Raw genomic sequence first — 19,519 nt, 5'->3', positions numbered from 1 at the left:
GCGTTCCGTTATGGGACAATTAAGATAATTATGTTTATGTGAGAAAAATCTCGGCGATGGCGCAATTCTACTCTGCAAAGCGACGCGTGACGACGCGTCAAATCATCACTGTTGAAGCCACGGACCTCGATCCGTTTGGTCAGGGAGTGGCACGTCACAATGGTAAGGCTCTGTTTATAACAGGTTTACTGCCAACAGAACGAGCAGAAATTACGCTGACGGAAGATAAACGCCAGTTCGCGCGCGGACAGGTTAAGCGTCGTCTTAACGATAGCCCGGAGCGCATGAAGCCCCGCTGCCCACATTTTGGCGTTTGCGGGGGCTGCCAGCAACAGCATGCGAGCACAGAATTACAGCAAAAAAGCAAAAGCCGCGCGCTGGCGCGTCAGCTTAAACATGACGTTAACGAAATTCTCGCCGATGAGCCCTGGGGCTACCGTCGGCGCGCCCGCCTGAGCCTCCGCTATCAGCCAAAAACGGCGCGGCTGGAGATGGGGTTTCGCAAGGCCGGCTCCAGTGACATCGTCGATGTGAAGCAATGCCCCATTTTGGTGCCCCATCTTGAGGCGTTGCTTCCGGATGTGCGCACCTGTCTCTCCGGGCTGGACGGCGTTCGCCACCTCGGGCATGTCGAACTGGTCATGGCCAACAATGGACCGCTGATGGTGCTGCGCCATACCGCGCCGCTGTCGAAAAAAGATCGCGAAAAACTGGAACGCTTTTCGCATTCCCACGACCTGGCGCTTTTCCTTGCACCACAAAGCGAGATACTTGAGCAGGTTACCGGTGAGGCGCCCTGGTATGCGTCAAACGGGCTACGCTTAACGTTCAGCCCGCGGGATTTCATTCAGGTGAATGATGGCGTAAACCAGCAGATGGTTGAGAAAGCGCTGACGTGGCTGGACGTTCAGAAAAGCGATCGAGTGCTCGATCTGTTCTGCGGAATGGGCAACTTCACGCTGCCGCTGGCGCGAAACGCGGCCAGCGTCGTCGGCGTAGAAGGCGTTGAGGCGCTGGTGGCTAAAGGGCAGGAGAACGCACAGCAGAACGGCTTGCAAAATGTGACATTCTTTCATCAAAATCTTGAGGAAGATGTCACCCAACAGCCGTGGGCAAAACAGGGCTTTGATAAAATTTTGCTCGACCCGGCGCGTGCCGGTGCCCCGGGTGTGATGGCACATATTATTAAACTCGCGCCGAAGCGTGTGGTCTATGTTTCCTGTAACCCGGCAACGCTTGCCAGGGACAGTGAGGCATTAATCAGCGCGGGTTACCAGATTCAGCGTCTGGCAATGCTGGACATGTTCCCGCACACTGGTCATCTGGAATCGATGGTGTTGTTCGAGCACATCTAATTTGTTTGGCTTGTCGACTTCGACAGGCCCAGGTCCCTAAAGGAGAGGACAATGGTTGCGGTAAGAAGTGCACATCTCAATAAAGCTGGGGAGTTTGACCCACAAAAATGGATCGCAAGTCTGGGAATTTCCAGCCAGCAGTCGTGTGAACGCTTAACCGAAACCTGGGCCTATTGTCTGCGCACCACGCAGGGGCATCCCGACGCCGATCTTCTCCTGTGGCGCGGCGTGGAGATGGTTGAAATCCTGTCCATGCTGAACATGGACATCGAAACGTTGCAGGCCGCGCTTCTCTTCCCCCTCGCGGATGCGGACGTGGTCAGCGAAGACGTGCTGCGCGACAGCGTCGGGACATCCGTCGTCGCGCTGATCCACGGCGTGCGGGATATGGCGGCCATCCGCCAGCTCAAAGCCGCGCACACCGATTCCGTCTCTTCAGAACAGGTCGATAACGTTCGCCGGATGCTGCTGGCCATGGTGGATGATTTCCGCTGCGTGGTCATCAAGCTTGCCGAGCGGATTGCCCACCTGCGTGAGGTGAAGGATGCGCCGGAAGACGAGCGCGTGCTGGCCGCCAAAGAGTGTACAAACATCTATGCGCCGCTGGCGAACCGCTTAGGGATTGGTCAGCTGAAGTGGGAGCTGGAAGATTACTGCTTCCGCTATCTGCACCCGGCGGAATATAAACGTATTGCCAAACTCCTGCATGAGCGCCGTATCGACCGCGAGCACTATATCGAGGAGTTTGTCGGCGGGCTGCGCCAGGCGATGAAAGAAGAGAACGTGCGCGCCGAAGTCTACGGTCGGCCCAAGCATATCTACAGCATCTGGCGCAAAATGCAGAAGAAACACCTCGCCTTTGACGAGCTGTTTGACGTGCGCGCCGTGCGTATCGTGGCGGAGCGTCTGCAGGACTGCTACGCCGCGCTGGGGATAGTACACACTCACTTCCGTCATCTGCCCGATGAGTTCGATGACTATGTCGCCAACCCCAAACCGAACGGCTATCAGTCTATCCATACCGTTGTGCTTGGCCCTGGCGGCAAAACGGTCGAGATTCAGATCCGCACCAAACAGATGCACGAAGACGCCGAGCTGGGCGTCGCCGCGCACTGGAAATACAAAGAAGGCACGTCCGGCGGGGCGCGTTCAGGACATGAAGACCGCATTGCCTGGCTGCGCAAGCTGATTGCGTGGCAGGAAGAGATGGCCGACTCCGGCGAGATGCTCGACGAAGTGCGTAGCCAGGTCTTTGATGACCGCGTCTATGTCTTTACCCCGAAAGGGGACGTTGTCGACCTGCCTGCGGGCTCTACGCCGCTCGATTTTGCCTACCACATCCACAGCGATGTGGGACACCGCTGCATCGGGGCGAAAATCGGCGGACGAATCGTACCGTTCACCTACCAGCTGCAGATGGGTGACCAGATTGAAATCATTACCCAGAAGCAGCCCAACCCGAGCCGTGACTGGCTTAACCCTAACCTGGGCTACGTCACCACCAGCCGCGGGCGCTCGAAAATTCACGCCTGGTTCCGTAAACAGGATCGTGACAAGAACATCCTTGCCGGTCGCCAGATCCTCGACGACGAGCTGGAGCATATCGGGATAAGCCTGAAAGAGGCGGAGAAATTCCTGCTGCCGCGCTACAACTTCAACGAGCTTGACGAGCTGCTAGCGGCGATTGGCGGCGGTGATATCCGTCTGAATCAGATGGTGAACTTCCTGCAGGCGCAGTTCAATAAGCCAAGCGCGGCAGAGCAGGACGCGGCGGCGCTGAAGCAGCTGCAGCAGAAAACCTACGCGCCGCAGCAGCGCAGCAAAGACAACGGTCGCGTGGTGGTCGAGGGCGTAGGCAATCTGATGCACCACATTGCCCGCTGCTGCCAGCCAATCCCAGGCGACGATATCGTCGGCTTTATCACCCAGGGGCGTGGGATTTCGATTCACCGTTCCGACTGCGATCAGCTTGCCGAGCTGCAGTCGCATGCGCCGGAGCGCATCGTGGAAGCGGTCTGGGGTGAGAGCTATTCCGCCGGCTATTCGCTGGTGGTGCGCGTCACTGCCAACGACCGCAGCGGCCTGCTGCGCGACATCACGACCATTCTCGCCAACGAGAAGGTCAACGTGCTGGGCGTTGCCAGCCGCAGCGATACCCGCGAGCAGCTTGCCACCATCGACATGACCATCGAAATCTACAACCTGCAGGTGCTGGGCCGCGTGCTCGGCAAACTGAACCAGGTGCCGGATGTGATTGACGCGCGTCGTCTGCACGGCGGATAAGATTTCCCTTTTTTGTAGGCCGGGTAAGGCGTAAGCCGCCACCCGGCATTTTTTTATCAGGACATAACCATGACCCAAATTGACCGCCTGCTCGGCATCATGAAACGCCTGCGCGACCCGGAAAACGGCTGTCCGTGGGACAAAGAGCAGACTTTCGCCACCATCGCCCCGTACACCCTTGAAGAGACCTATGAGGTGCTGGACGCTATTTCCCGTGAAGATTTTGCCGACCTGCGCGGCGAACTGGGCGATCTGCTGTTCCAGGTGGTGTTCTATGCGCAAATGGCGCAGGAAGAAGGGCGCTTTAACTTTGACGATATCTGCGCTGCTATAAGCGACAAGCTGGAGCGCCGTCATCCCCATATCTTTGGCGATGCCACCGCAGGCAACAGCGCCGAGGTTCTGGCCCGCTGGGAGCAGATCAAAAGCGCCGAGCGGGCGGAAAAATCCCAGCACTCGGCGCTGGATGATATTCCGCTGAGCCTCCCCGCGCTGATGCGCGCGCATAAAATCCAGAAACGCTGCTCCGCAGTAGGTTTTGACTGGACCTCCCTCGGCCCGGTGCTGGATAAAGTGCACGAAGAGATTGATGAAGTCATGCACGAAGCGCAGCAGGCGGTGGTGGATGAAGCCAAGCTTGAGGAAGAGATGGGCGATCTGCTGTTTGCGACCGTCAACCTGTCTCGCCACCTGGGTGTAAAAGCGGAAACCGCGCTGCAAAAGGCCAACATAAAATTCGAACGACGCTTTCGCGAAGTTGAGCGGATTGTCGCCTCGCGAGGCCTGGAAATGACCGGAATTGACCTCGAAGCAATGGAAGAAGTCTGGCAGGAAGTAAAGCGCCAGGAATCTGATCTCTAACGAGATTTTGCGATCAAGCGCAATTTGTGTGATTTTTTAAATGACAAGCGCTTGATTTGCGTCAAAAACATTTACCCAAAAGGGGCTATTTTCTCACTCCTTATGTTTGTCATGGCCTGGAATGGAGACGGAGAATGAAAGTTTGTGGCGCTCGCCGTGTTCGGGTATACTACTTTCCCGTCCTGGTTATTCCATCGTTTCACCCTAACTTCTCAGGTTCAGCATGACAACGAACTATATTTTTGTGACCGGCGGGGTCGTATCCTCTCTGGGTAAAGGCATTGCCGCAGCCTCCCTCGCAGCCATTCTTGAAGCCCGTGGCCTCAATGTAACCATGATGAAACTGGATCCGTACATCAACGTCGATCCGGGTACCATGAGCCCAATCCAACACGGGGAAGTGTTCGTTACTGAAGACGGCGCTGAAACCGATCTGGATCTTGGCCACTACGAGCGTTTCATCCGCACCAAAATGACCCGTCGTAACAACTTCACGACTGGCCGCATCTACTCCGACGTTCTGCGTAAAGAGCGCCGTGGTGACTACCTGGGGGCAACCGTTCAGGTTATCCCGCACATCACTAACGCAATCAAAGAACGCATTGTTGCGGGTGGCGAAGGCCACGACGTGGTGCTGGTGGAGATCGGCGGTACCGTGGGTGATATCGAATCCCTGCCATTCCTGGAAGCGATTCGTCAGCTGGCGGTAGATATTGGCCGTGAAAACGCGCTGTTCATGCACCTGACCCTGGTGCCGTACATGGCCGCCGCAGGTGAAGTGAAAACCAAGCCGACTCAGCACTCTGTGAAAGAGCTGCTCTCTATTGGTATTCAGCCAGATATCCTGGTTTGCCGCTCCGATCGCGCGGTTCCGGCGAACGAACGTGCGAAAATTGCATTGTTCTGTAACGTGCCTGAAAAAGCCGTTATTTCAATGAAAGATGTCGATTCCATTTATAAAATCCCGGGCCTGTTGAAATCGCAGGGCCTGGACGATTATATTTGTAAACGATTCAGCTTGAACTGTCCGGAAGCTAACCTGTCTGAATGGGAACAGGTTATTTACGAAGAAGCCAACCCGGCAGGCGAAGTGACTATCGGTATGGTCGGCAAGTACATTGAACTGCCGGATGCCTATAAGTCAGTGATCGAAGCGCTGAAACACGGTGGTCTGAAAAACCGTGTCTCTGTGAACATCAAGCTGATTGATTCGCAGGATGTAGAAACGCGTGGCGTTGAAATCCTGAAAGATCTGGATGCTATCCTTATCCCTGGCGGCTTCGGCTACCGTGGTGTAGAAGGCAAGATCGCCACCGCGCGCTATGCGCGTGAAAACAATATCCCATACCTCGGCATCTGCCTGGGTATGCAGGTTGCGCTGATCGAATTTGCGCGCAACGTAGCGGGAATGGAAAACGCGAACTCTACGGAATTTGTGCCAGACTGTAAGTACCCTGTGGTGGCGCTTATCACTGAATGGCGTGACGAAGAAGGTAACGTCGAAGTCCGTACCGAGAAGAGCGATCTGGGTGGCACCATGCGTCTTGGCGCACAGGCCTGCCAGCTGTCTGACGATAGCGTGGTTCGCAAGCTGTATGGCGAACCAACCATCACCGAGCGCCATCGTCACCGCTATGAAGTCAACAACATGTTGTTGAAACCTATTGAAGCCGCGGGCCTGCGTGTTGCGGGCCGCTCCGGGGATGATCAGTTAGTCGAGATCATTGAAGTGCCAAACCATCCGTGGTTTGTCGCCTGCCAGTTCCACCCGGAATTTACTTCAACGCCGCGTGACGGGCATCCGCTGTTTGCAGGCTTCGTGAAGGCCGCCAGCGACTACCAGAAGCGTCAGGCGAAGTAAAAAAAGTTAGAACGGCAACGCGTACCTTTGGTACGCGTTGTTTGTCTGGAGTTTTAGTTTAACTTGTACTGAGGAAAATCTAATGTCCAAAATCGTTAAAGTCATCGGTCGTGAAATCATCGACTCCCGTGGTAACCCGACCGTTGAAGCCGAAGTTCACCTGGAAGGTGGTTTCGTTGGTATGGCTGCTGCTCCATCAGGCGCTTCTACTGGTTCTCGCGAAGCGCTGGAACTGCGCGATGGCGACAAATCCCGCTTCCTGGGCAAAGGCGTACTGAAAGCGGTTGGCGCTGTAAACGGTCCGATTGCTCAGGCAATCCTTGGCAAAGACGCCAAAGACCAGGCTGGCATCGACAAGATCATGATCGATCTGGACGGTACTGAAAACAAATCTAACTTCGGTGCGAACGCAATCCTGGCTGTTTCCCTGGCGAACGCCAAAGCAGCTGCAGCAGCGAAAGGTCAGCCACTGTTCGAGCACATCGCTGAACTGAACGGCACCCCAGGCAAATACTCCATGCCTGTACCAATGATGAACATCATCAACGGTGGTGAGCACGCAGACAACAACGTTGATATTCAGGAATTCATGATTCAGCCAGTTGGCGCGAAATCCCTGAAAGAAGCGGTACGTATGGGTTCTGAAGTGTTCCACAACCTGGCTAAAGTTCTGAAAGCTAAAGGTATGAACACTGCTGTTGGTGACGAAGGTGGCTATGCGCCAAACCTGGGTTCTAACGCAGAAGCACTGGCTGTTATTGCAGAAGCAGTAAAAGCTGCTGGCTACGAGCTGGGCAAAGACATCACCCTGGCGATGGACTGTGCAGCATCTGAATTCTACAAAGACGGTAAATACGTTCTGGCTGGCGAAGGCAACAAAGCGTTTACCTCCGAAGAGTTCACTCACTTCCTGGAAGACCTGACCAAACAGTACCCAATCGTGTCTATCGAAGACGGTCTGGACGAGTCTGACTGGGCTGGTTTCGCATACCAGACTAAAGTACTGGGCGACAAAATCCAGCTGGTTGGTGACGACCTGTTCGTAACCAACACCAAGATCCTGAAAGAAGGCATCGAGAAAGGCATCGTTAACTCCATCCTGATCAAATTCAACCAGATCGGTTCTCTGACCGAAACTCTGGCTGCGATCAAAATGGCGAAAGACGCTGGCTACACCGCTGTTATCTCTCACCGTTCTGGCGAAACTGAAGACGCTACCATTGCCGACCTGGCTGTGGGTACCGCTGCAGGCCAGATCAAAACCGGTTCTATGAGCCGTTCTGACCGTGTTGCTAAATACAACCAGCTGATTCGTATCGAAGAAGCGCTGGGCGAAAAAGCACCATACAACGGTCTGAAAGAGATCAAAGGCCAGGCATAATTGCTTAAGCCTTAAAATGAAAATGCCAGTCGAATGACTGGCATTTTTTTTGGCTATTTAAAATCGACCGCCATTTGCTCCGGAATGGTCAGCCCCTGGGTGGTTTGCACGCAGCGGGCGATGTAATCCGTAAACCGGGGTGGCTTCGGCATCCCCATGCTCAGAAGCTTATCGTTGCTGAAGCGCACGTTAAGCGTGGCAAACGCACCGTATAAACGCATGGCTTTCAGCATCAGACGTTCGTTGCACGGCCCAAAAATATGTTTCAACTCGCGGCGCATTCTGACCAGCGTTTCGTAGCTGACCTGAGCATATTTATCCCCGACGGGGGCTTTCTCCAGCGCCTGCGCCATGGCCTGATCGATATCCGCAAAGCGAACGCTGTTCTCTTCTCCAGCAGAAATGTGTACCACTTCTCCCGGACGAGCGTTGCTGTTGAGCAGCATTAACATCGCGTCGGCGCAATAATCCACCGGAACAACGTCGATCCGGTCTTCCATTGAGCACATAAACTTCTGCAGCATCAGGCCCATGCTAAAGACCCAGAAAATGCTGCTCGACGGCGTGCAGCCATGACGGGTATGGCCGACGACGATGGACGGACGGGCGATGAGCAGCGGCAGGTTCGGACACTCCTGGCGCATCAGCTGTTCGATGGTTGACTTCGAAAACGTGTATTCCACCAGGTGTTCAGCATTCTCTCTGAATTCAGCGCTTTCGGCGACCAGTGAATCCTGCTCCGGCGTGCATGACATCGCGGTGCCAACGTGGAGGAAACGCTGCAGTCCTGTGACCTGCTCCATACGGCGCGCCAGCGCGAGCGTACCTTCAACGTTGACCTTCCAGATCAGCGGGTTATTACCAAATGAGGCGACAGCCGCACAGTTAACGACATGCGTCACCCGATCCAGACGGGGATCGTTGAGAAAGACTTCAGGCTGGCTGAGGTCGCCAATCAGGATATTATCCACCTTCAGAGAGGCCAGTTTGTCCTCAGGAACGTTGAACTTGCGCATATTCTCCAGCACGCGCTCCAGCCCGCTCTGCGGATCGCCGGCGCGCGCAAGCAAAAGGAGTTCTACGGATTGATCGTTGGTCAGGATTTTTTCAAGAACTGCACCGCCCAGAAATCCGGTTACGCCTGTAATCAATAACATCTTCATTAATACCGTCTCATTATGATTGATGAGGCGGATTGTAGGCGCGCAAAAGTAAACGGCATTTAAATAATAAATCGCCGAAACCGACAGCATCTTAAGCTTATTTTAAGGAAAGGAAATCGGGTGGATATATTGGACATTAGCGGAAGGGTAAAAATTCACTCTATTAAAATTTAAATTTTAACCTATTGAATTTAATGTTTTTTATGGTGGGTAGCCCGAATAGTAAACTTAATTCAAAATGTAATAAATATAATAATTTGTTACACCAAACATTTACCAAATAAATGATTTAAACACCACTTAACTAAAATCAGACGACGTAGCTCGCAGGCTGTTTTATTTAGCCTGCGAAGGATTTTTTAGAGTAACAGCGGAAGCGTGGCGCTGGCGGTTTGTTGGCTAACGTCGCCGTAATGACCATCCAGCGCAATCATGGACGTGGTCAGCAGCTCGACCAGCAGCATCACCCCAACCTTTGCATTAAGTGCGCCTGCGCTAAGGGGACCCTCTGGTTTCGCGGCAACCAGCAGCATGTCGCTCAGAGACGCCAGCGGGCTGCGGGGCGTATTGCTGAGGGCCAGAACCTTAACGCCGCGCTTGCGGGCAAGCTTCACCACGTGGAGTAAATCCCGCGTTGAACCCGAACTGGAGATGGCCACAACCAGCGTCTCTTTCGAAAGCGTTGTCGCATTCATGGCCGCGCGGTGCATATCGCTAAACAGCTGTGCGGGTTTGCCCAGCCGCAGCAGCTTGTAATGCAGATACTCCCCGAGGATCGCGCTGGCCGCAACGCCATAAATCTGCACGGATTGCGCCTGGTGCAGCGCCAGCGCCGCCTTTTCAAGCAGCGTGCGGTCGAGGAGTCTGGCGGTATCCTGCAAAGCCTGCACCGACTCATCCACGACGTTATCAATCTCATCCCCCGCCTGACGCGCGGGCTGGCCCTGCTGAATATCCAGCGCAAGCGCCATTTTAAATTCGTTATAGCCCTTGCAGCCCAGCGTCCGGCAAAGACGCGTGACGCTGGCCTCGCTGGTGTGGCTCTCGCGCGCCAGTTCAGTGATCGTCAGGTAGAGCACCCGGGCAGGATCGCTGAGGACAAACTCGCCGAGTTTTTGTTGCGTTGGGCTGTACCCGGAAGCCTCCTGGCGGAGCTTCAGCAGCAGATTTTCATGGTCCGACATGCCACGTCCTTAATGTGTTTCGCTGCGACTAGTGTGGCGGAAAGGAGGGGAAAGATGCCAGTCATTTTGAAAAAGTATGATCGGCTTCCTGGTTTTTGATGGTAATTTTCACGTAATAATATTTATGTGGTAAAAATTTTCATCAAACAAAGGGGAGATGAAAAAATGATGCAAATGTTCAGTGGTGCTTCTTCGGGGGGATGGTTTGAAAAAGCGCAGCGCTTTGGTAAATCCTTTATGTTGCCCATCGCCGTGTTGCCCGCGGCGGGTCTGCTGCTGGGGATAGGCGGCGCGTTATCCAATCCCAATACGCTGGCGGCTTATCCGTTTTTAGACGTGGGCTGGCTGCAGGCCATTTTCACCATCATGAGCAGCGCCGGTTCAATTGTGTTTGCGAACCTCTCGGTGCTGTTTGCGGTTGGTGTTGCCGTCGGGTTGGCAAAAAGCGATAAGGGCACGGCTGGGCTGGCGGCGCTGCTCGCGTTTCTGGTGATGAATGCCACCATCAACGCGCTGCTGATCCTCACCGGCAAACTGGCGCACGACAACCCGGGCGCTGTGGGGCAGGGCATGACGCTGGGTATTCAGACGCTGGAAACCGGCGTGTTTGGCGGCGTGGTGATTGGTCTGGTGACCTGCACGCTCCATCATCGGTTTAATAAAATTGCGCTTCCGCAGTTTCTCGGGTTCTTTGGCGGCTCGCGCTTTGTTCCCATAATCAGCTCGCTGGCGGCGATACTTGTCGGCGCGCTCATGACCGTGATCTGGCCGCATTTCCAGAAACTGATTTTTGGTCTCGGCGGGCTGGTGGATGCCACCGGTTATCTGGGCACCCTGCTGTACGGCTTCATTTTACGCATGCTGGGCCCGTTTGGTTTGCACCACATCTTCTATCTGCCGTTCTGGACCACCGCGCTCGGCGGCAGCGAGATTGTCAACGGTCACCTGGTTGAGGGCACACAGCGGATCTTCTTCGCCCAGCTGGCCGACCCGAACACGCAGCATTTCTATGAGGGCACGTCGCGCTTCATGTCCGGGCGCTTTATTACGATGATGTTTGGCCTGCTCGGCGCGTGTCTGGCGATGTACCACACGGCAAAACCGGAGAACAAAAAGCGCGTTGCCGGGCTGCTGCTCTCTGCGGCGTTAACCTCGTTCCTGACCGGGATTACCGAGCCTATCGAGTTCTCATTCCTGTTTATTGCGCCGGTGCTTTACGTCATTCATGCGCTGTTTGACGGGCTGGCGTTCATGCTCGCGCACATGCTGCATATCACCATCGGGCAAACCTTCTCCGGCGGTTTTATCGACTTCGTGCTGTTCGGCATTTTGCAGGGGGAGGCCAAAACCAACTGGATGTTCGTTCCGCTGGTCGGCGTGCCGTGGTTCTTCCTTTACTACTTCACCTTCCGCTACCTGATTAACCGCTTCGATTTTGCCACGCCGGGTCGGGAAAAGGAGGCGATGGCCAATGAGGTGACCTTCTCGCAGAGCGAGCGCGCCGTTGCGGTGATCGCTGGATTAGGCGGAAAAGAGAATCTGGAAGAGGTGGACTGCTGCGCCACGCGGCTTCGCGTCACGGTGAAGGACGGCAGCAAAGTGAATGATGCGGCGCTGAAAGCCACCGGCGCGCGCGGCGTTATCGTGCGCGGTAACGGGGTTCAGGTCATTTATGGCCCGCACGTCACGATTATCAAAAACGAAGTGGAAGAGATCTTATCGTAATGAAAACTGTACTGGATAACCTGAAGGGAAAACTGGTCGTCTCCTGTCAGGCGCTGGAGAATGAACCGCTGCATAGCCCGTTTATTATGTCGCGGATGGCGCTGGCGGCGGCGCAGGGCGGGGCCGCAGCCATTCGTGCCAACAGCGTGGTGGATATCGAGGCCATTAAGCAGCAGGTCTCTTTGCCTGTCATCGGCATCATCAAACGGGATTACCCGGAAAGCGAGGTGTTTATCACCGCCACGATGAAAGAGGTGGATGAGCTCATGGCCGTCTCTCCGGAAATCATTGCGCTTGATGCGACGGCGCGGGAGCGTCCCGGTGGGGAATCCCTGGAAACGCTGGTCGCGCGCATACGCTCACGTTACTCCTCAGTATTGCTGATGGCGGATATTTCAACGGTCGAAGAGGCAGTGACGGCGCAGGCGCTTGGCTTTGACTGCGTCGGCACCACGCTTTACGGCTATACGGCGAAAACGGCGGGCCATTCGCTTCCGGAGAACGACTGCGCGTTCCTGAAGGCCGTGCTGGCTGCCGTGACGGTTCCCGTGATTGCCGAAGGCAACGTGGATACGCCTGAACGCGCGGCCAGATGCCTGGCGCTGGGCGCGCATACGGTCGTCGTCGGCGGCGCGATCACCCGTCCACAGCAAATTACCGAGCGTTTTATGGCGGCGATTGGCGCGCAAAGCACCGATGGAGCATGACCATCCGGCGGGGATCTGCGATACTTATCGTTTATCCCCTTTACTGAGATGACTATGCAGTACCCGATTAACGAGATGTTCCAGACCCTGCAAGGCGAGGGTTACTTTACCGGCGTTCCCGCTATTTTCATTCGTTTACAGGGATGCCCGGTTGGCTGTGCCTGGTGTGATACCAAACATACGTGGGATAAGCTCGCAGATCGGGAAGTGTCGCTGTTTAGCATACTGGCGAAAACCAAAGAGAGCGATAAGTGGGGCGCGGGCAGTTCAGAAGATCTGCTGGCCATTATTGGTCGTCAGGGCTGGACGGCGCGCCACGTGGTGATCACCGGCGGTGAACCCTGCATCCACGATCTGACGCCGCTGACCGAGCTGCTCGAGAAGAACGGCTACAGCTGCCAGATTGAAACCAGCGGCACCCATGAAGTGCGCTGTTCACACACGACCTGGGTGACGGTATCGCCAAAAGTGAATATGCGCGGCGGGTATGACGTGCTGTCTCAGGCGCTGGAACGCGCGGATGAGATTAAGCACCCGGTAGGGCGCGTGCGTGATATCGAAGCGCTGGATGAACTGCTGGCAACGCTGACGGATGAAAAGCAGCGCGTCATTGCGCTACAGCCGATCAGCCAGAAAGACGACGCCACGCGCCTGTGCATTGAAACCTGTATTGCGCGTAACTGGCGCCTGTCGATGCAGACGCACAAGTACCTGAATATTGCATAAAAAAGCCCGGTGGCGCTAGCGCTTACCGGGCCTACGGTTCGAGGCTCTTGTAGGCCGGGTAAGCGTCAGCGCCACCCGGCAAGCATCACTCCCCGCGATAGATACAGCCAGCGGTGCAGGTCTCTTTGATCATCACCGCGCTCAGCAGCGGCACCAGCGGCTTCATCTGATCCCAAATCCATTTGGCCAGCACTTCGCTGGTCGGGTTTTCAAGGCCCGGGATATCATTCAGGTAGTAATGATCCAGACGATCGTAGGTCGGCTTAAACGCCGCCTTCAGCTCGGCAAAATCCATGATCCAACCGGTATGCGGATCAACTTCACCGGTGATCTCAAGACGCACCATGAACGAATGCCCGTGCAGACGGCCGCATTTATGCCCTTCTGGGACATGCGGAAGATGGTGGGCGGCTTCGAAGGTGAAATCTTTAAACAGTGTGGTGGACATGATCGCTCTCAGTAATGCGGAAAAAACCGCCGCATAGTACCGGAAAGCACAATTTTTAGCATTAACTAAAACGGCTCTGAAGCCTGACGTCTCGTTAACAGGCGTTTTTTGATGTTTTTATCGATAATTTTCAGAGGGTTAATTAATCGGTTTTATCGCTAAGTATGACAACTAAAACAGGTTAGTCCATTTGGTTATTTATTATTTCCATCCCTTCTTTAATTGTTATTATCCTCGCCGTTAACCTTATCTTCAGTTTGGATTTATTCGCTTAAAGTCCGCTTGGCTACTGGAACATAACGACGCATGACAACACAGGCCCCACCTTCAAATTTGCTTCCCCTGAACCCGGAGCAACTGGCGCGCCTTCAGGCTGCCACCTCTGATTTTTCTCCCACTCAGCTTGCCTGGGTCTCCGGTTATTTCTGGGGAATGCTCAATCAGCAGCCTGGCGCTGTGGCGGGTGCACCGGTAACGGCCGTTGAAATTCCGGCCATTACCCTGATTTCCGCCTCGCAGACGGGCAATGCGCGCCGCGTGGCCGAAGCGCTGCGTGACGACCTGCTGGCCGCCAAACTGAACGTGAACCTGGTCAACGCCGGGGATTATAAATTTAAGCAAATCGCGTCAGAAAAACTGCTGGTGGTGGTCGCCTCTACCCAGGGCGAAGGTGAACCCGCTGAAGAAGCGGTGGCGCTGCACAAGTTCCTGTTCTCGAAAAAAGCGCCGAAGCTGGACGGCACGGCGTTTGCCGTCTTTGGCCTGGGCGATACCTCCTATGAATTCTTCTGCCAGTCCGGTAAAGACTTCGACAGCAAGCTGGCGGAGCTGGGCGCGGAGCGACTGCTGGACCGCGTTGACGCGGATGTCGAATACCAGACCGCCGCCGCCGAATGGCGTGCCCGCATTGTTGAGGTGCTGAAAGCGCGCGTGCCGAAAGAGACGTCGGCGCAGGCCGCGTTCACCGCGACGGGTGCCGTCAACGACATTCACACCAGCCCGTACACCAAAGAGGCGCCGCTGACGGCGAGCCTGTCGGTGAACCAGAAAATTACCGGCCGCGACTCGGAAAAAGACGTGCGCCATATCGAGATCGATCTCGGCGACTCTGGCCTGCGCTACCAGCCGGGCGATGCGCTGGGCGTCTGGTATCAAAACGATCCGGCGCTGGTGAAAGAGCTGGTTGAGCTGCTGTGGCTGAAGGGTGACGAGCCTGTCACCGTTGACGGCAAAACCCAGCCGCTTTCAGAGGCGCTGCAGTGGCATTTCGAGCTGACGGTGAACACCCCGAATATCGTCGAAAATTATGCCACCTTAACGCGCAGCGAATCCTTGCTGCCGCTGGTGGGCGATAAGGCGAAACTGCAGCATTACGCCGCGACGACGCCAATTGTCGATATGGTGCGTTTCTCTCCGGCTCAGCTGGATGCCGATGCGCTGATCGGCCTGCTGCGTCCGCTGACCCCGCGCCTGTACTCCATCGCCTCTTCGCAGGCCGAAGTGGAGAGTGAAGTGCATGTCACCGTAGGCGTGGTGCGCTACGACATCGAAGGCCGCGCCCGAGCGGGTGGGGCATCAAGCTTCCTGGCGGATCGCGTGGAAGAAGAGGGCGAAGTGCGCGTCTTTATCGAGCACAACGACAACTTCCGCCTGCCGGCGAACCCGGAAACCCCGGTTATCATGATTGGCCCTGGCACCGGCATCGCGCCGTTCCGTGCCTTTATGCAGCAGCGCGCGGCAGACGGCGCGCCGGGTAAAAACTGGCTGTTCTTCGGCAACCCGCACTTTACCGAAGATTTCCTCTACCAGGTCGAGTGGCAGCGCTATGTTAAAGAAGGCGTACTGACCCGCATCGAACTGGCCTGGTCCCGCGACCAGAAAGAAAAAGTATACGTACAAGACAAACTGCGCGCACAGGGCGCAGAGCTGTGGCGCTGGATCAATGACGGTGCCCACATTTATGTCTGCGGCGACGCCAATCGCATGGCGAAGGACGTTGAGCAGGCACTGCTGGAAGTGATTGCCGAATTCGGCGGTATGGATGCCGAAACGGCGGATGAATTTTTAAGTGAGCTGCGCGTTGAGCGCCGTTATCAGCGAGATGTCTACTAATGAGCGAAAAACATCCAGGGCCACTGGTGGTCGAAGGTAAACTGACAGACGCCGAGCGCATGAAGCTGGAAAGCAACTATCTGCGCGGCACCATTGCTGAAGATCTGAATGACGGTCTCACCGGCGGTTTCAAAGGCGACAACTTCCTGCTGATCCGCTTCCACGGTATGTATCAGCAGGACGACCGCGACATCCGCGCCGAGCGTGCTGAACAGAAGCTGGAGCCGCGTCACGCGATGCTGCTGCGCTGCCGCCTGCCGGGCGGGGTGATCACCACCAAACAGTGGCAGGCCATCGACAAGTTTGCGGGTGAAAATACGATTTACGGCAGCATTCGCCTGACCAACCGTCAGACCTTCCAGTTCCACGGCATTCTGAAGAAGAACGTGAAGCCGGTGCACCAGATGCTGCACTCGGTCGGGCTGGACGCGCTGGCGACCGCCAACGACATGAACCGTAACGTGCTTTGCACCTCGAACCCGTATGAGTCCGAGCTGCACGCCGAAGCGTACGAGTGGGCGAAGAAGATCTCTGAGCACCTGCTGCCGCGCACGCGCGCCTACGCAGAGATTTGGCTCGATCAGGAAAAAGTCGCGACCACGGACGAAGAACCGATTCTCGGCCAGACCTATCTGCCGCGTAAGTTTAAAACTACTGTCGTGATCCCGCCGCAGAACGATATCGATCTGCACGCCAACGACATGAACTTCGTGGCGATTGCCGAAAACGGCAAGCTGATTGGTTTTAACCTGCTGGTGGGCGGCGGCCTGTCCATTGAGCACGGTAACAAGAAAACCTACGCCCGCACCGCGAGCGAGTTCGGCTTCCTGCCGCTGGAGCACACGCTGGCCGTGGCGGAAGCTGTGGTCACCACCCAGCGCGACTGGGGCAACCGTACCGACCGTAAAAACGCGAAAACCAAATACACCCTGGAGCGCGTGGGCGTTGAGACGTTCAAAGAGGAAGTGGAGCGTCGTGCAGGCATCAAGTTTGAGCCGATCCGCCCTTACGAATTCACCGGTCGCGGCGATCGCATCGGCTGGGTGAAAGGTATCGATAATAAATGGCACCTGACGCTGTTTATTGAAAACGGCCGTATTCTGGATTATCCGGGCCGTCCGCTGAAAACCGGTCTGCTGGAAATTGCTAAGATCCATAAAGGTGAGTTCCGCATTACCGCTAACCAGAATCTCATTATTGCCGGCGTGCCGGAGAGCCTGAAGGCGAAGATCGAGAAGCTGGCGCGCGATCACGGGTTAATGGATGCCGTTAAACCGCAGCGTGAGAACTCGATGGCCTGCGTGTCGTTCCCGACCTGCCCGCTGGCGATGGCCGAAGCGGAACGTTTCCTGCCGTCATTCACTGACAAAGTGGAGGCGATTCTGGAAAAACACGGTATTCCGGACGAGCATATTGTTATGCGCGTCACCGGCTGCCCGAACGGCTGCGGTCGCGCGATGCTGGCCGAGCTTGGGCTGGTCGGCAAAGCACCGGGTCGTTACAACGTGCACCTTGGCGGCAATCGTATGGGAACGCGCATTCCGCGTATGTACCGTGAAAATATTACGGAACCGGAAATTCTTGATTCCATCGACGAGCTTGTCGGGCGCTGGGCGAAAGAGCGCGAAGCGGGTGAAGGCTTCGGCGACTTTACGGTGCGTGCGGGCATCATTCGCCCGGTGCTCGATCCCGCAAGGGATTTCTGGGAGTAACCACGAGAGGTAATTATGTCCGTACTCGATCTAAACGCCCTTAATGACCTGCCAAAAGTCGAACGCATCCTGGCGCTGGCAGAAACCAATGCCCACCTTGAAAAGCTGGACGCCGAAGGGCGCGTGGCGTGGGCGCTGGAAAACCTGCCGGGAGACTATGTGCTGTCGTCGAGCTTTGGTATTCAGGCGGCGGTCAGCCTGCATCTGGTGAATCAGATCCGTCCAGACATTCCGGTGATCCTCACCGATACCGGCTACCTGTTCCCAGAAACCTACCAGTTTATTGACGAGCTGACGGACAAGCTCAAGCTGAACCTCAAAGTTTACCGCGCGACGGAAAGCGCGGCCTGGCAGGAGGCGCGCTACGGTAAGCTGTGGGAACAGGGCGTTGAGGGCATTGAGAAATACAATGAGATCAACAAAGTTGAGCCGATGAACCGGGCGCTGAAAGAGCTCAATGCGCAGACGTGGTTTGCGGGCCTGCGCCGCGAGCAGTCCGGCAGCCGTGCAACCCTGCCGGTGCTGGCGGTCCAGCGCGGGGTGTTTAAAGTGCTGCCGATTATCGACTGGGATAATCGGACGGTGTATCAGTATCTGCAAAAACACGGGCTGAAGTACCATCCGCTGTGGGACGAGGGCTATCTGTCGGTGGGCGACACCCACACCACGCGCAAATGGGAACCGGGAATGGCGGAAGAAGAGACGCGATTCTTTGGTCTGAAGCGGGAGTGCGGGCTGCACGAAGGGTAATCCTTTATCCTCCCTCTCCCGGTGGGAGAGGGTTGGGGTGAGGGCATCAGGCCGCGCTATACTTAAAAACCTCAGGCTTTCCCCGCTTTCGCCAGCTCCTTCACCAGCGGCAGCATCACCTTCACCACGTCACGGCTACGGTGCTCAATCCGCTGCGGCAGCGCGCTATCAATGTGCTGCTGATTATCCAGCATCACGTTGTGCCAGCTTGTCCCGTCCGGGAAGGCCTTCGATTTAGCCCGCTGCTGATAGCCATCTTTCTTGCCCAGTGCCCAGTTTGTCGCTTCCACGTACAGCACCGGAATGCCTGCCTTATCGAACACTTCCCCGTCGTTGCAGCAGCCTGTTCCTCGCGGATAACCCGGGTTACCGCCGGGGTTGCTGGTGGCATAAACGCCATGGCTGCGGGCAATCGCCAGCGCCCGGTCGCGCGTCAGTTTTCGCACGGTACCCGGCGTACTCTGCCCGCTGTTGAAATAAAGCTTATCGCCGACGATCAGGTTATCGAGGTTGATCACCAGCAGCGTATTTTTCTTCTCCTCAGCGCTCATGCGTTTAAGGAGATTCTCAGCGCCGAGTTTGCCCTCTTCTTCACCGCTGGTGGCCACGAAACGGATACCGTACTGGGTTGGAATATCCTTCATCCGCTCGGCCAGTTCGAGCATTACGCCCAGGCCTGCCGCATTGTCGTCCATGCCCTGCAGCGTCAGCCCGCCAAGGTTGTTATCCGTATCGGCATCGCTCAACGGGGCGTAGGTATCAAGGTGCGCCATAATAATAATCTGTTCAGCCGCGCTACCTTCATGCGCCGCGATAACCGTACTGCCGGTCACGTTATGCCAGTTTTTCGTTTTATTTCTGGAGGTATAAACGTAGCGGCTGTGAAACGCGCGGATATCGCTCTGGTAGCCCATGTCGGCAAACTGCTGGCGAAGATAGTCCGCGGAGAGCATTTCCGCAGGCGAACCGGTCATGCGGCCAGGAAAGACGGTGGCAATATGCCGCGCCTGCAGAGTGGCGATTTCACCATAAGGTTGGTTTTTTGCCTGGGCCGGAAGAATAAAGCAAACGCCGAGCGCCAGGGCAGCAATACGGTGGCGCGTTGCGGAAAACATAGTGAGTCCTTAAAAACTGAGCAAAATAATAACCCGCTTAGTATGAAACTGTGATCGTCCATACACAATTTGAATTGCTCTTAAATGCCCGAAATTTCGCGTGTTAAGCACTTTTTGGTATTAGCTTTTTCACGGC

The 19,519-nt window shown here is 55.7% G+C and carries 15 protein-coding genes; 11 read left to right on the top strand and 4 right to left on the bottom strand.

From position 1 onward, the window contains the following. Positions 1 to 56 precede the first annotated feature (56 nt). The 5 genes from rlmD to eno all read left to right on the top strand — a co-directional run bounded on the left by rlmD (position 57) and on the right by eno (position 7,741). Complete coding sequence (gene rlmD, locus AC2TE5_RS18210; RefSeq protein WP_484612140.1) at positions 57 to 1,355, top strand: 23S rRNA (uracil(1939)-C(5))-methyltransferase RlmD; 1,299 nt, start codon at positions 57 to 59, stop codon at positions 1,353 to 1,355. A 51-nt stretch (positions 1,356 to 1,406) separates the two neighbouring features. Next, positions 1,407 to 3,638 (top strand): GTP diphosphokinase, encoded by a 2,232-nt coding sequence (gene relA, locus AC2TE5_RS18205; protein ID WP_048976026.1) that lies wholly within the window; start codon positions 1,407 to 1,409, stop codon positions 3,636 to 3,638. Between the two features lie 69 nt (positions 3,639 to 3,707). Then, entirely contained in the window at positions 3,708 to 4,499 is a 792-nt protein-coding gene (gene mazG, locus AC2TE5_RS18200; protein WP_484612139.1) for a nucleoside triphosphate pyrophosphohydrolase, read from the top strand. A gap of 223 nt (positions 4,500 to 4,722) precedes the next feature. Beyond that, positions 4,723 to 6,360 (top strand): glutamine hydrolyzing CTP synthase, encoded by a 1,638-nt coding sequence (gene pyrG / locus AC2TE5_RS18195; RefSeq protein ID WP_484612138.1) that lies wholly within the window; start codon positions 4,723 to 4,725, stop codon positions 6,358 to 6,360. An 82-nt stretch (positions 6,361 to 6,442) separates the two neighbouring features. After that, positions 6,443 to 7,741 (top strand): phosphopyruvate hydratase, encoded by a 1,299-nt coding sequence (gene eno, locus AC2TE5_RS18190; RefSeq protein WP_010434599.1) that lies wholly within the window; start codon positions 6,443 to 6,445, stop codon positions 7,739 to 7,741. A 53-nt stretch (positions 7,742 to 7,794) separates the two neighbouring features. Here the strand turns inward: eno and AC2TE5_RS18185 are convergent, their stop codons facing one another. Both AC2TE5_RS18185 and AC2TE5_RS18180 read right to left on the bottom strand, forming a co-directional pair. Continuing rightward, positions 7,795 to 8,904 (bottom strand): SDR family oxidoreductase, encoded by a 1,110-nt coding sequence (locus tag AC2TE5_RS18185; protein WP_484612137.1) that lies wholly within the window; start codon positions 8,902 to 8,904, stop codon positions 7,795 to 7,797. Between the two features lie 359 nt (positions 8,905 to 9,263). Next, positions 9,264 to 10,088 carry a MurR/RpiR family transcriptional regulator gene (locus AC2TE5_RS18180; RefSeq protein WP_024909265.1) on the bottom strand — a complete coding sequence of 275 codons (825 nt, stop codon included), beginning with the start codon at positions 10,086 to 10,088 and terminating at the stop codon, positions 9,264 to 9,266. 165 nt (positions 10,089 to 10,253) lie between these two features. On the opposite strand from AC2TE5_RS18180, the gene AC2TE5_RS18175 reads away from it, so the two are divergent. From AC2TE5_RS18175 to queE, 3 genes are read left to right on the top strand one after another with little or no spacing between them, the layout of a single operon-like run. Beyond that, positions 10,254 to 11,813, top strand: a complete 1,560-nt coding sequence (locus AC2TE5_RS18175) for a PTS transporter subunit EIIC (RefSeq protein ID WP_193940374.1) — start codon at positions 10,254 to 10,256, stop codon at positions 11,811 to 11,813. Beyond that, on the top strand, positions 11,813 to 12,520 hold the full coding sequence (locus AC2TE5_RS18170) for an N-acetylmannosamine-6-phosphate 2-epimerase (RefSeq protein ID WP_484612136.1): 708 nt from the start codon (positions 11,813 to 11,815) through the stop codon (positions 12,518 to 12,520). The genes AC2TE5_RS18175 and AC2TE5_RS18170 overlap by 1 nt, the downstream gene beginning before the upstream one ends. A 54-nt stretch (positions 12,521 to 12,574) precedes the next feature. Continuing rightward, on the top strand, positions 12,575 to 13,246 hold the full coding sequence (gene queE / locus AC2TE5_RS18165) for a 7-carboxy-7-deazaguanine synthase QueE (RefSeq protein ID WP_023333236.1): 672 nt from the start codon (positions 12,575 to 12,577) through the stop codon (positions 13,244 to 13,246). Between the two features lie 85 nt (positions 13,247 to 13,331). Here queE and queD read toward each other — a convergent pair whose 3' ends face one another. Then, on the bottom strand, positions 13,332 to 13,694 hold the full coding sequence (gene queD, locus AC2TE5_RS18160; protein WP_023309002.1) for a 6-carboxytetrahydropterin synthase QueD: 363 nt from the start codon (positions 13,692 to 13,694) through the stop codon (positions 13,332 to 13,334). 306 nt (positions 13,695 to 14,000) lie between these two features. Between queD and cysJ the strand changes: the two genes are divergently transcribed. From cysJ to cysH, 3 genes are read left to right on the top strand one after another with little or no spacing between them, the layout of a single operon-like run. Continuing rightward, positions 14,001 to 15,806: an NADPH-dependent assimilatory sulfite reductase flavoprotein subunit gene (gene cysJ / locus AC2TE5_RS18155; protein ID WP_484612135.1), complete on the top strand. Its 1,806-nt coding sequence runs from the start codon at positions 14,001 to 14,003 to the stop codon at positions 15,804 to 15,806. Next, positions 15,806 to 17,518, top strand: coding sequence for an assimilatory sulfite reductase (NADPH) hemoprotein subunit (gene cysI / locus AC2TE5_RS18150; RefSeq protein WP_484612134.1), 1,713 nt, complete (start codon positions 15,806 to 15,808; stop codon positions 17,516 to 17,518). The genes cysJ and cysI overlap by 1 nt, the downstream gene beginning before the upstream one ends. A 15-nt stretch (positions 17,519 to 17,533) precedes the next feature. Beyond that, positions 17,534 to 18,268: a phosphoadenosine phosphosulfate reductase gene (gene cysH, locus AC2TE5_RS18145; protein ID WP_484612133.1), complete on the top strand. Its 735-nt coding sequence runs from the start codon at positions 17,534 to 17,536 to the stop codon at positions 18,266 to 18,268. 71 nt (positions 18,269 to 18,339) lie between these two features. Here cysH and AC2TE5_RS18140 read toward each other — a convergent pair whose 3' ends face one another. Beyond that, positions 18,340 to 19,383: an aminopeptidase gene (locus AC2TE5_RS18140; RefSeq protein ID WP_159514808.1), complete on the bottom strand. Its 1,044-nt coding sequence runs from the start codon at positions 19,381 to 19,383 to the stop codon at positions 18,340 to 18,342. Positions 19,384 to 19,519 lie beyond the last annotated feature (136 nt).

The organism is Enterobacter sp. N5-15 (assembly GCF_057221635.1).
This window is presented reverse-complemented; position numbering and strand designations above follow the sequence as displayed.